This is a genomic window from Novosphingobium nitrogenifigens DSM 19370 (assembly GCF_000192575.1).
Lineage (GTDB): Bacteria > Pseudomonadota > Alphaproteobacteria > Sphingomonadales > Sphingomonadaceae > Novosphingobium > Novosphingobium nitrogenifigens.
On the sequence record NZ_GL876934.1, the window covers coordinates 362,124 to 375,752 of the forward strand.

A 13,629-nucleotide genomic window follows, 5' to 3' on the forward strand; every position below is an offset into this window, starting at 1 on the left:
GCCACAGGCCACACGGGATCAGAGAGCCCGCGCGATTTCGTAGAACAGCGCGCCGACCGCAGCCGAGGCCGGGATCGTCACCACCCAGGCGACAACGACCCGCTGCGCCACGCTCCAGCGCACGGCCGAGGCGCGCCGGGCGGCGCCCACGCCGACGACACAGCCGGTGATGGTGTGCGTCGTCGAAACCGGGATGCCGAAGGCGCTCGCCGCAAAGAGCATTACCGAGCCGCCCGCCGAAGCACAGAAGCCCTGATGATGCGACAGCTTGGTGATACGGCTGCCCATGGTTTCGATGATCTTCCAGCCACCCGAAAGAGTGCCGAGGCCCATCGCGGTATAGCAGCACAGCACGACCCAGGTCGGAACGTGGAACGTGGGTCCAAGCAGTCCTTGCGAATAGAGCAGGACGGCAATGATCCCCATGGTCTTTTGCGCGTCATTGGCGCCGTGGCCGAGCGAATAGGCTGCAGCCGAAACCAGATGGAGCCGCTTGAACCCCTTCTCTGCCGTCTTTGCGGTTGCCCAGACCAGCGCCCAGGACGTGAGAAGGAAGAACAGCATCGAAACGATCAGGCCGAGAACCGGCGACAGCACGATCGCGACCGTCGTGGTGGTAAGGCCACCCCACACGATCGCCCCCGGGCCCGCGTGCATGATCCCCGCCCCCAGCAACCCGCCGACCAGCGCGTGGCTCGACGAGGAAGGGATGCCGCGCCACCAGGTGATGACATTCCACGCCATCGCCCCGACCAGCGCACCAAAGATGACCTGCGGGGTCACCACGTCCTTGTTGATGATCCCCTTGCCGACCGTTTCGGCAACTTTCAGACCGAACGTGAAATAGGCGGCAAAATTGAAGAAAGCCGCAAAGAGCACCGCCTGAACCGGCGTCAGCAGACGCGTCGAGACCACCGTCGCGATGGAATTGGCCGCGTCGTGAAGGCCGTTGAGGAAGTCGAAGGCCAGCGCCATGATCACCAGACCGATGATCAAGGGCAGCGCGACGCTGAGATGCATCATTGTCCCGCCCCCTCAGGCGTGGTCGATCACGAGATTGTCGATCTCGTTGGCGACATCCTCGAACTTGTCGACGACCCGTTCGAGGTGAATGTAGATTTCACGCGCGACGAAGAAACGCATCGGCGCGGATTCGCCATGTGTCTTGAACGCCTTGGTCAGGCCGACGTGATAGATTTCGTCGGCACGCCCTTCGAGACGGATCAGGCGCTCGGTCAGTTCGTGCAGGCGCGCTGCATTGCCGTGGATCGTGCGCAGCAGCGGCAAAGCCTCGGCGATCAGGCGCGCGGCTTCGACGATGATCGCCGCCATGTCCTGCATTTCCGGCTCGAATGCCGTCACTTCATAGATCGAGACGGCATTGGCGGTCTGGTACATCTGGTCGATGGCATCGTCCATCGACCCGATCAGCGACGTGATCGCGCCGCGATCGAACGGGGTGAGGAACGTCTTGCGGACGGTCACCAGAACTTCGCGAGTAATCGCATCGGCGTCGTTTTCACGCTCGATGATTTCGCGCACATGGTCGGCCATGCCCGAACCGCCCTGAAGCAGGCGAGCGAGCGCGCTGCTGCCGGCAACGATCGTCTGCCCATGGGCCTCGAACAGCTCGAAGAAGTTGCCCTGGCGCGGCAACAGGTTCTGGAACCAGTGGAACATCCCCATTTTCTCCTTCACGCTGCCGATGCTGCGGACAAGCGGTGTGGCTTCGGTATGCGCGCTGAGGTCGGTAGTCCGGAAACAGCGGATCATGACGGCAAGGTCGGGTTCGTCGACCATCTGTGCCGCCTCGGCGAGCGAGAACCAGCGACGCGTACGTTCGCCTGCTTCCTGCCAGCCATCCAGTTCCGACGTAACGGCCAGCGGGAACACCAGCACATTCGCCTTGACCGCCGCGCCCGAGCGCAACGTCTTGCGATATTGATAACTACCGATCGGGGTCGGGCAGATCGCCCCCGTCACTCCCGCTTCTTCCAGTGCCTCGCGCGCGGCCGCGGCATGCGGCTGCTCGCCCTTGCTCCCGTTTCCCTTGGGCAGAACCCAGCGGCCCGTCCCTCGCGAGGTGACAAGCATGATCTCCGTTGGAGCGGAAAGACCGTCACCCGAGGTGCGGTACGGCAAGGCGGCAATCTGTCGGACGGTTCGACTCCCCAATCTCAAGCGGCGGGTGGGCGCTAGTCAGCAAAACGGCATTTCGTCAAGGAACGAGCGACTTTGTCACGCAATTCGCGACGACCCCGCATAGCACAACCGCAACGAAAAAGGCGCCCAAGAGAGGGCGCCTTTCCCGGTAATCCACGGTTTTCCGCTTCTGCGCCGTCCCGCATTCCGGCCGGACCGGAACGCGGGACGAAACCTTCAGCGCGGAAGTTCGGAAACGCCCATCAGCGCCTCGTCCACCGCGCGGGCGCACTGGCGACCTTCGCGGATGGCCCAGACGACCAGGCTCTGACCGCGACGCATGTCCCCGCACGAGAACACGTTTTCGACGCTGGTCTGATAGTTGTCGGTGCTTGCCGCGACATTGCCGCGCCCGTCGAGCGAAACGCCCGCCTGTTCGAGCAGGCCCTGCTTGCGGGGACCGACAAAGCCCATGGCAAGGAAGATCAGGTCGGCCTTGAGCGTGAACTCGCTGCCCGGCACTTCCTGCATCTTGCCGTCGACCCATTCGACCCGCACGCATTCGAGACCAGTCACGTCGTTTTCGCCGGTCACGCGCTTGGTCAGCACGGCGAATTCGCGGGTGACGCCTTCGTCGTGGCTGGTCGAAGTGCGCAGCTTGAGCGGCCAGTTGGGCCAGCTCAGTGCCTTGTCTTCCTTTTCGGGAGGACGCGGCATGATTTCAAGCTGGGTAACCGACAGCGCGCCCTGCCGGTTGGAAGTGCCGACGCAGTCCGAACCGGTGTCGCCACCGCCGATGACAATGACGTGCTTGCCGGTCGCGGTCAGCGACCCGCGCGGTGCGGCGCGGATTTCATCGTCGCCGGCATTGCGCTTGTTCTGCTGCGTCAGGAATTCCATGGCGAAGCGCACGCCCGGCAGTTCGAAGCCGGGGATATGCAGCGGACGCGGATCTTCCGCCCCGCCCGCGAGCACGATCGCGTCGAAATTCTCGCGCAGCGAGGCGATCGAGACCGTCACGCCGACTTCCACCGAGGTGCGGAATTCGACGCCTTCGGCCATCATCTGCACCATGCGGCGATTGATGAGGTGCTTTTCCATCTTGAAGTCGGGAATGCCGTAGCGGAGCAACCCGCCGACACGATCCGACTTCTCGAACACCGTCACCGAATGACCGGCGCGAGCAAGCTGCTGTGCGCAGGCCATGCCCGCCGGGCCCGAACCCACGACCGCAACCGACTTGCCGCTCTTCTTGACCGGAGCCTGCGGCCCGATCCAGCCTTCGCGCCAGCCCTTGTCGACGATCGCGCATTCGATCGACTTGATGGTGACCGGCTGGTCAACGATGTTCAGCGTGCAGGCCGCCTCGCACGGAGCGGGGCAGATGCGCCCGGTGAATTCCGGGAAGTTGTTGGTCGAGTGGAGATTGTCCAGCGCTTCGCGCCAGTCGTTGTCATAGACCAGGTGGTTCCAGTCCGGGATCTGGTTGTTCACCGGACAGCCGTTGTGACAATAGGGAATACCGCAATTCATGCAGCGCGAAGCCTGTCCCTGAAGGGTCGCTTCGTCGTGCGCGATCACGAATTCGCGATAGTGCTTCAGCCGTTCCGAAGGCGCGTCATAGCCGCGATCCTTGCGCTCGATTTCGAGAAAGCCGGTTGCCTTGCCCATCTCATTCAATCCTTATTCGGCCGCGACCGAAGCGGCGGCGAGGCGCTCGGCCTCCATCTGGCGGAGCGCACGCGCATAGTCGCGCGGCATGACCTTCACGAAGCGGGGCAGTTCCTCGGCCCAATTGTCGAGGATGTCCCGTGCACGCTTGCTGCCGGTGTGGAGCAAGTGGCGTTCGATCAGGATGCGCAGTCGTTCCGCGTCATGACGCAGCATGTCGCCCATGCCATAGTCGTGAATGTCGACCCCGCGCTGCTGCGGACGACCTGCGCCGTCCTCTTCGTCGCGTTCCGCCGAGATCGGCAGGAGATCGACCATGGCCCCGTTGACGAGAGCCGGGAAACGGCCTTCGGGGTCATAGACATAGGCAATACCGCCGGACATGCCCGCCGCGAAATTGCGGCCGGTCTTGCCCAGAACGACGACGACGCCGCCGGTCATGTATTCGCAGCCGTGGTCCCCGGTGCCTTCGACCACCGCAAGGGCACCCGAATTGCGCACCGCGAAACGTTCGCCGCCGACGCCGTTGAAGAACGCTTCGCCCGCGATCGCACCATACAGCACGGTGTTGCCGACGATGATGTTCTCGGCCGCTTCACGATCGACGTGGGTCGGCTGACGCACGATCACCCGGCCGCCCGAAAGCCCCTTGCCGACATAGTCGTTGGCATCGCCGACGAGGTCCAGCGTGACACCATGAGCAAGGAACGCGCCAAAGGACTGCCCCGCGACACCCTTGAACGCGATGTTGATGGTGTTGTCGGGGAGACCCGCGTGACCATAGCGACGCGCGACTTCGCCCGACAGCATGGCGCCGACCGTGCGGTTGACGTTGATCACATTGCGTTCGATCCGCACGGCTTCGCCCTTGTCGAGCGCAGGCCGGGCAGCGGCGATGAGATCGTTGTCGAGCGCGTTTTCGAGCCCGTGGTCCTGCGTCTGGCTCCACGCAAGCGTGGTGCCCGGCGCCGGATCGACGCGGTGGAGCAGGCGCGTAAGGTCGACGCCGTCCGCCTTCCAGTGATGGATCGCCTTGCGCGCATCGATGCGATCGACCCGACCGACCATTTCCGCGACCGTGCGGAAGCCCATTTCGGCCATGATCGCCCGCAGCTCTTCGGCAACGAAGAAGAAGTAGTTGATCACGTGCTCGGGCTTGCCGGTGAAGCGCGCGCGCAGGACCGGATCCTGCGTCGCCACACCCACCGGGCAGGTGTTGAGATGGCACTTGCGCATCATGATGCAGCCTGCCGCGATCAGCGGGGCAGTCGCAAAACCGAATTCGTCGGCACCGAGCAGCGCGGCAATCGCCACGTCGCGGCCGGTACGCAGACCACCGTCGGCCTGCACCGCGATACGGCTGCGCAGGTTGTTGAGCAGCAGCGTCTGCTGGGTTTCGGCAAGGCCGATTTCCCAGGGTGAACCCGCGTGAGTCAGGCTGGTCAGCGGCGACGCGCCGGTGCCGCCTTCATAGCCCGAGATGGTAACATGGTCCGCGCGCGCCTTCGACACGCCCGCAGCGACCGTGCCCACGCCCACTTCCGACACCAGCTTGACCGAGATGCGCGCGCCGCCGTTCACGTTCTTGAGATCGTGAATGAGCTGCGCAAGGTCTTCGATCGAATAGATGTCGTGGTGTGGCGGCGGGCTGATGAGGCCCACGCCCGGCGTCGAGTGACGCGTGCGTCCGATGACCTTGTCGACCTTGTCACCCGGAAGCTGGCCGCCTTCGCCGGGCTTGGCGCCCTGGGCCATCTTGATCTGGATGTCGTCGGCATTGACGAGGTATTCGGCGGTGACGCCGAAACGACCCGAGGCAACCTGCTTGATCGCCGAACGCATCGAATCGCCATTGGCCATCGGCTTGAAGCGATCGGGCTCTTCGCCGCCTTCACCCGTGTTCGACTTGCCACCGATGCGGTTCATCGCGATCGCGAGCGTGGTGTGGGCTTCGCGGCTGATCGAGCCGAAGCTCATCGCACCGGTCGCAAAACGCTTCACGATCTCGCTTGCCGGTTCGACTTCGTCGATCGACAGCGGCTTGTCCGCCTTCTTCAGCTCCATCAGCCCGCGGATGGTGAGCATCCGTTCGGACTGGTCGTTGATCGACTGCGCGAATTCCCGGTACTTGTCCGAGAAGTTGCCGCGCACGGCATGCTGGAGATTGGCGACGTTCGACGCGGTCCAGGCGTGTTCCTCGCCGCGCAGGCGCAGCTGGTACATGCCGCCCACGTCGAGCATCTTGCGGTAGATCGGGTTGTCGCCATAGGCCGCCGCGTGACGACGGACGGTTTCCTCGGCGATTTCCTTGAGCCCCACGCCCTCGATCGAGGTCGCGGTTCCGGTGAAGTACTTCTCAACGAACGCGCTCGACAGGCCGATGGCGTCGAAGATCTGCGCACCGCAATAGGACTGGTAGGTCGAGATGCCCATCTTGGACATGACCTTCAGGATGCCCTTGCCGATCGCCTTGATGTAGTTCTTCTGAACATCATAGGTGCTGAGCGGCAGATCGCGTTCCACCCGGATCGCTTCGAGCGTTTCGAAGGCAATGTAGGGGTTGATCGCTTCGGCGCCATAACCGGCAAGGACGCAGAAGTGATGGACTTCACGCGCTTCGCCGGTTTCGACGACAAGGCCGGTCTGCATGCGCAGGCCCTGACGGACGAGGTGGTGGTGCACCGCCGCCGTCGCCAGGAGCGCGGGCATCGGCACCCGGTTCTCGTTCTGGGCACGGTCGGACAGGATCAGGATGTTCTTGTCCGCCAGAACCGCTTCGGTCGCGGCCCAGCACATTTCCTTGAGCGCCTGTTCGAGCCCGGCAGCGCCGGTCGAAGCGTCCCAGGTGATGTCGATCGTGCCGGTCCGGAACGCGCCGTCGAGCGCGGCCTCGACCGAGCGGATCTTGGCCACTTCCTCGTTGGTAAGGATCGGCTGTGCGACTTCGAGACGCTTGTGCGTCCCGGCGTCACGGCCGAGCAGGTTCGGACGCGGACCGATCATCGAGACCAGGCTCATCACCAGTTCCTCGCGGATCGGGTCGATCGGCGGGTTGGTGACCTGGGCGAAGTTCTGCTTGAAATAGTCGTAGAGCAGACGCGAACGCTTCGAAAGGACCGCAATCGGCGTGTCGGTGCCCATCGACCCCAGCGGATCCTCGCCGTAGATCGCCATCGGCTCGAGGAACTTCGAGATGTCTTCCTGCGTATAGCCGAAAGCCTGCTGGCGATCGAGCAGCGAAGTCGTTTCCACCGGCAGTGCGGCCAGCTCAGGCTCGACCACGTCGAGTTCCTTGAGCTTGTACTGCGCAGCGTCCAGCCATTCCTCGTAGGGCTCGGCCCCGGCGAGTTCGGCCTTGATTTCCTCGTCCTCGATGATGCGACCCTTTTCAAGGTCGATCAGCAGCATGCGACCGGGCTGGAGACGCCACTTGCGCACGATGTCTTCTTCACGGAACGGCAGCACGCCGCTTTCCGAGGCCATGCAGATGTGATCGTCACGGGTGATCGAGAAACGCGCAGGACGCAGGCCGTTACGGTCGAGCGTCGCACCGATCTGGCGCCCGTCGGTGAACGCGACGGCGGCCGGACCGTCCCAGGGTTCCATCAGCGCTGCGTGATATTCATAGAACGCACGACGCTTGGCATCCATGAGCGGGTTGCCCGCCCAGGCTTCCGGGATCAGCATCATGACCGCATGGGCGAGGCTGTAACCGCCCGCCACCAGCAGTTCGAGCGCATTGTCGAGGCTGGCGGTGTCGGACTGGCCGTGCGGGATCAGCGGCCACATCTTGTCGAGGTCGGGACCAAGCAGTTCCGATTCCATCGTGCGGCGACGCGCATTCATCCAGTTCACGTTGCCGCGCACGGTGTTGATTTCACCGTTGTGGGCCACGAAACGGAACGGGTGCGCGAGCTTCCAGCTCGGGAAGGTGTTGGTCGAGAAACGCTGGTGAACAAGCCCCAGCGCCGAGACACAATCCGGATCGCGCAAGTCGTCGTAGAAACCGCCGACCTGCGTCGCGAGCAGCAGCCCCTTGTAGACGATCGTGCGCGAGGAGAAGCTCGGCATGTAAAGCTGGCTGATCCCCGGCAGGCCCTGCTTTTCGGCAAGGGCGCGCAGCGGGTTCTGCGTCTGCTTGCGGATCGCGAGCAGCTTGCGTTCGAACGCGGCCTGATCGGGCGTGTTTTCGCCACGCTTGATGAAGCACTGACGGATCACCGGCATTTCGGCGATGACCGTCGCGCCCAGACCATCGAGCGTGGTCGGCACATCGCGCCATCCGATCAGTTCCTGCCCTTCCTTGGCAATGAACTTTTCGAAGAATTCAGTGATGAAAGTGCGGCTCGGCTCGTCCTGCGGCAGGAAGCACATCGCCACGGCGTAATCGCCGGGCGCGGGCAGTTCCTTGCCCTGCGAAGCGGCCCACTTGCGGAAAAGCTGGTCGGGAAGCTGGATCAGGATCCCCGCGCCGTCACCCAGCAGCGGGTCGGCGCCCACCGCACCGCGGTGGTCGAGATTGCGCAGGATTTCCAGCGCCCGGTCAATGATCGCGTGGCTTTTCTGCCCTTTAATATGAGCAATAAAGCCCACACCACAGGCATCATGCTCGTTACGCGGATCATAAAGGCCTTGAACCGGCGGAAATCCCATCGTCTTTCAGTTCCTGCAACCAGAGGTCTTTCATTCGCGCGAATCACGCCACCGGAAAGGTAACGAAAGTTGCGCGAATTTTCCCAATGACTGCATGAATGTTATTTTGCAACCGCGCAACAAGGACAGGTCTGTCAAGAAAGGCCCTGTCGGGCGGTTTGCCTGAAAGTGTTGCCGGAATGCAAACCTTGTCCGGCAACCATGCAGAACTCGCTCTATCGAAGTACGATCAACCCTTTGCCGTCATGCGGCGCAAAGTCGCAAGGGCCTCGCGCAGCGCACGATCAGCGTCCTCGCCCTTGTCCGAAATGTCTTCGCCACCCTCTGCCGTTGCCGCCAGACGCATGCTCGGGGTCGGGAAAGGAACGACCGGATCGCTCATCGGCGTCGGAACCGAGACCAATTCCGGGCGCGGCATGGCCATGTCGATCAACGACGAATACCGATCCTCCGGGTCCTCCCCCGCAAGTTCATGCCCGCAGTCGCCATGTCCCTCGCCTTCGTTATGATCTTCCTCACCGGCATGATCGTCGAAAGCCTCGCCTGCGACCGCAGGCGTCATGCCGAGAAAGCGCGGGACCACCGGATCGCCGTCGATGTCGTCGTCCCAATCATCCGCCGCAACCGGATCGATCAGCATTCCGCCCCCCATGGAAGGCGCAGGCGCGGCATGGAAATCGTCCGTATCATCGCCCGAAACCACGGCCTGGGGGCGATTGGCCCGAACCGGCTTCGTCTTGAGCAGGGGCCCCGGCGGGTCCATGGTCAGGGGATCGAAGCGGTGCAACGGCGTAATGAGCGGCGTGATAAGGTCGGGCGTCGGGTGCGACATCTCGCCCGCCATCCCTTCCACCATTCCGTCGAACGGCGCCGCCTCAAACGCTTCGTGGCCGTTTTCGCCGTCAACACCCTGCCCGCGCAGTTCCTGCCGCTCGGCAATGGCAAGAGCGAGGCGTTCGATCAGTTGGACAAGCCCCAGGCTTTCAAGCTCGGCATCGGTCAGCGGCTTGTGCCGGACGGCAGAAGCCTGGCTGGCGAGCGGAGCGCAAGGCGCCGCAAGTGCAGGTTCTGCCTCGACAGCCGCGACCTGCTCGGGCGCGACCGGAGCATGGTCTTCGGGACCTACTACGATCTCAGACGAAACAACCTCGGCGACCAGAGGCTCCTCGTGCGCCGCGATCCCGGCAGCCGGTTCGACCGGCTCGAGAACCTGACTTTCTTCGGTGTCGAGAATGAAATCGGTCACCGGATGATCGGCAGCCCCCCATGAAGCCGCCTCGACATCGCCCTGGGCAGAACCTTCGGCCATGCGCTGCGATGCCAGTGCCGCAGCGATGAAAGGCGGCAGGGCGTTGGGATCGACATGCGCTTCCGACGAGGGGAACGCGGCGAACGGCACAGGGGTCGACTCCTCCGCGACGGCATCCTCGTGAACATCGTCTGCGGGCACGGCAACGACAGGCTCGGACGGTTCGGCAGTCGGGTCGACTGCAACCGGAACCTCGGGAATTGCAGCCTCGGGCGCCACAGCTTCGGACACCGTCCGTTCGGGCTCAAAGGGAGCGACGTCTTCGGTAACAACAAGCGGACGACGCGGCGGCGCATCGGGATGCGCATCGCGATTGCGCACGCGCTGCGCAACAGGAGCGACTTCATCGTCAGCCGCAACCGCTTCGCCCCTGGCTTCCTTGCGCACCCGCGACACGGCAGGCTGCCCCGCCGTGACACGACGCTTGATCGCAAGGCCAAGGGCCAGACCGAAAACACCGCCAAGCCCCGCAAAGCCGAGCGCGAGCAGCAGCCGGGCCGTCAGGCCAAGCGGCAGCGCTGCAGCAGGCAGGATTGCGGGCAAATGCAGGCGAATCACCAGCGAGGCGAGAACATCGCCGCCGGTGACGAGAATGCCCAATCCGAACAGAGCCGCGAACCAGAGGGCGGCAAGCCCGGGAAACAGGCGATGGCCGGTAACCGGCTGGCTGGCGGGACGTGCTTTCTTGCTCACGGCTCTCTCTTCCTTGTCGCCTTACCCAAACGCCGCCTCACTCAAAACGCCACCCGACAAAATCCGAAAAAACGGAATCACGCGGCAATCCGGGCACCATCACCTTTCCGGGATAACAAGGCGTGGTAAACGGGAAGATAACGTTCTGCGTTGCGGTTCCAGTCGTGGGACTTGCGTACGAAATCACGCGCAACCTCGCGCCGTTCGGGCCAACCCGCCCGATCACCGAGCAGGCGCACCATGGCCTGCGCCAGCGCAGCCGGATCGTCGGGCGCGAACAGCGTACCGGTGACGCCATCCTCGATCAGCTCGCGATGCCCGCCAACGCTGCTTGCGGCAACGAGCTTGCCTTGGGCCATGGCCTCGAGCGGCTTGAGCGGCGTGACGAGATCGGTCAGCCGCATGGCCTTGCGCGGATAGCACACGACATCGGCAAGCGCGTAATAACGATCGACTTCGTGGTGCGGCACGCGCCCGACGAACCGGATCGCCGACGAGACCGGCGAGGCCGCCGCCGCGCTGCGCAGTCCGGCTTCGGCAGGGCCGCCTCCGACCAGCAACAGGCGCACGCCCGGATCGGCCGCGACGATCGCGGGCATCGCCGCAATCAAGTCGTCGAGCCCTTCATAGGGATAGAAACTGCCGAGGAAGCCGATCACCGGCCCTTCGCCCAGATCGAGTTGCGCCGCCAAAGCAGCGTCGCGCGGCAGGGGGGTTCCGAACAGGCCGAGATCGACCCCGTTGGGCATGATCGTGATCCGCCCGGCATCGCATCCCCGCGCAACCAGATCCTGCTTCAATCCCTGACAGATCGTCACCACTGCATCGGCTCCGGCAATCACCCGGTTTTCCAGCATGCGCGTCAGGCGATAGCGCAGCGAACCTTCGCGCCCGGTGCCGTTGCCGACCGCAGCATCTTCCCAGAACGCCCGGACCTCGTAGACCAGCGGCACACCGAGCCGCCGCGCGGCACGAAGCGCCGCCATCCCGCACAGGGCCGGGCTATGCGCATGAAGCACGTCAGGACGCCATTCCTGCGCGAGATCGACGATCCGCGCGGCCAGAGCCTCGATCTCGCGCCATTCGCGCAAGCCCGGAGGCCCATCGACCCGCCCCGGCGTGCGGTGAAAGACGAGATCGTCGACCACCTCCCCGCCCGCAGCCAACCCCGCATCATCGGGCACGGAAGCGGCATGGCGCAATCCGGTCACCCCGCGCACGTCCAGCCCCAAAGCCTGCTGGGCCTTGAGAATCGCGCGGGTGCGGAACGTGTATCCGCTCTGCAACGGCAGGCTGTGATCGAGGACGTGAAGAATCCGGGTCATGGCAAAACAATGCCACAGCAAGGTTTAACGCGCTATCAACCGCAGGCGGACTAGCTAGAGCGCCTGATTTTCGGCGAGCGGGGGCCAAGGACCATGATCGACATCTTAGCCCTCGTCGTCCCGCATGCCCTGCTTGCGCTGACCATTTGGCGGCTGATCGGGCGCGACGACCTCGACAACGACCCCTTGCTGCCGCCCCGGGAAATCGTGCGCGTGCATCGACCCCAGCCGATCCAGCCGCCCCCCGGCGGCGATCCGGGAACGGCGGGATGACCAACCTTTTCCTCACGCTTTTCGTGATGGCCTTCTTTGCCGCCGGGTTCGCGCGGCCATTCCTGTTCGTGCTGGCCTACGCCTATATCGACATCGTCGCACCGCAGAAGATCAGCTGGGGCCTGCTTCAGGCCATCCCGATCTCGCTGCTGGCTTTCATCCTCATGACGATTGCCTGGGCAATGCGCGAGGACAAGCGCGGCGTTCACTTTTCCCTGCGCCAGAGCCTGATGCTGGTTCTCTTGCTCTATTGCGGGATGACGACGCTGGGCGCCGACTTCCCCGACGAAGCAGCCGCAAAGTGGTCGTGGGTGTGGAAAGCGCTGGTTTTCGCGATGTTCCTGCCGATGACACTGCGCACGCGATTGCGGATCGAGGCGCTGACGCTCGTCATGGTTCTGGGCGTGGCGGTCATCACGATCGACGGCGGGCTCAAGACGCTGACCGGTGGCGGCGGCTATGGCGAACTCAAATTGCTCGTCAACGACAATACCGGGCTTTACGAAGGCTCGATCATCTCGACCGTGGCCATATGCCTCATTCCGATCGCGCTCTGGCTGGCCCGGTTCGGCACGATCTTTCCGCCAGGTCGACTGGTCTGGCTGTTCGCGGCGGGAGTCTGCTTTTCGGCCATGCTGATGCCGGTCGGGACGCAGGCCCGCACCGGCCTCATCTGCGTCGGCGTGCTCGGCCTGCTCATGCTGCGAAGCACGGAGAGGCGCTTTACCTATATCGCCGTGATCGCTGTCGGCGCGCTGATCGCCATACCGCTTCTGCCGCAAAGCTTTACCGAGCGGATGAGCACGATCCAGAACCATCAGGCCGACCAGTCGGCCAGCACTCGCGTCGCGGTGTGGAAATGGACGATCGACTTTGCCAAGTCCCACCCGTTCGGCGGTGGGTTCGAAGCCTATCGGCAGGACAGCGTGACCTATGACAAGGTCATCACCCAGACCCTGAGCAACAACACCACCCAGATCAGTACCCAGCAAGTGCAGGAAAGCGGTCGCGCCTATCATTCCAGCTATTTCGAAATGCTGGGCGAACAGGGCTATCCGGGCATCGGCCTGTGGCTCCTGCTCCATGTGCTGGGCGTCGTGCAGATGGAGGTGATCCGTCGCCGTTTTCGCAAGACGCCCAATCCGCAACTGGCCTGGATCTCACCGCTCGCCGACGCACTCCAGCAAGCGCAGATCGTCTATCTCGTCGGCGGCAGTTTCGTCGGCATCGCCTTTCAACCGTTCTGCTACATGCTGGTGGGGTTGCAATGCGGGCTCCACGCCTATGTCCGGCGCCTCGACGAAGCAGCCGAGGAGGCCCGTCGGCTGGCCGAACGCGACGCACGGATCGCCCGCCGCATTGCCATGATCGCGCAGGAAAACGCCGGGACCGAGCCACAGATCGAAACCGCGATCCGGCACGATCGCCCGGCAGGCCCGATGATCGGCGCAAGGTCGCAGCCCCCCCTGCCCGCGATTCCGCCCCGGACCACGCCTCCGACCTCTTAATTATTCGATTAAATCGATTGCATGGCGACGCTCCGGGCGGCATGACGGGGCAAGA

At 63.9% G+C, this 13,629-nt stretch carries 8 protein-coding genes; 2 read left to right on the top strand and 6 right to left on the bottom strand.

All coding sequences use genetic code 11. The features are described from left to right. Positions 1-18: 18 nt before the first annotated feature. The 6 genes from Y88_RS15870 to Y88_RS15895 form a co-directional block, all read right to left on the bottom strand. Positions 19-1,020, bottom strand: coding sequence for an inorganic phosphate transporter (locus tag Y88_RS15870; protein WP_026166986.1), 1,002 nt, complete (start codon positions 1,018-1,020; stop codon positions 19-21). 15 nt (positions 1,021-1,035) lie between these two features. Beyond that, a complete protein-coding gene (locus tag Y88_RS15875) occupies positions 1,036-2,094 on the bottom strand; it encodes a DUF47 family protein (protein ID WP_008071055.1) in 1,059 nt (352 codons plus the stop codon). A gap of 285 nt (positions 2,095-2,379) precedes the next feature. Further along, a complete protein-coding gene (locus tag Y88_RS15880; RefSeq protein ID WP_008071057.1) occupies positions 2,380-3,813 on the bottom strand; it encodes a glutamate synthase subunit beta in 1,434 nt (477 codons plus the stop codon). A 12-nt stretch (positions 3,814-3,825) separates the two neighbouring features. Continuing rightward, entirely contained in the window at positions 3,826-8,466 is a 4,641-nt protein-coding gene (gltB, locus tag Y88_RS15885) for a glutamate synthase large subunit (RefSeq protein ID WP_018075859.1), read from the bottom strand. A 229-nt stretch (positions 8,467-8,695) separates the two neighbouring features. Beyond that, positions 8,696-10,468, bottom strand: a complete 1,773-nt coding sequence (locus tag Y88_RS15890; RefSeq protein WP_008071061.1) for a hypothetical protein — start codon at positions 10,466-10,468, stop codon at positions 8,696-8,698. Between the two features lie 77 nt (positions 10,469-10,545). Beyond that, positions 10,546-11,793 (bottom strand): TIGR04063 family PEP-CTERM/XrtA system glycosyltransferase, encoded by a 1,248-nt coding sequence (locus Y88_RS15895; RefSeq protein ID WP_018075860.1) that lies wholly within the window; start codon positions 11,791-11,793, stop codon positions 10,546-10,548. A gap of 93 nt (positions 11,794-11,886) precedes the next feature. On the opposite strand from Y88_RS15895, the gene Y88_RS15900 reads away from it, so the two are divergent. Both Y88_RS15900 and Y88_RS15905 read left to right on the top strand, forming a co-directional pair. Then, a complete protein-coding gene (locus tag Y88_RS15900) occupies positions 11,887-12,066 on the top strand; it encodes a hypothetical protein (RefSeq protein ID WP_008071063.1) in 180 nt (59 codons plus the stop codon). Continuing rightward, entirely contained in the window at positions 12,063-13,574 is a 1,512-nt protein-coding gene (locus Y88_RS15905; protein WP_008071064.1) for a putative O-glycosylation ligase, exosortase A system-associated, read from the top strand. The genes Y88_RS15900 and Y88_RS15905 overlap by 4 nt, the downstream gene beginning before the upstream one ends. Positions 13,575-13,629 lie beyond the last annotated feature (55 nt).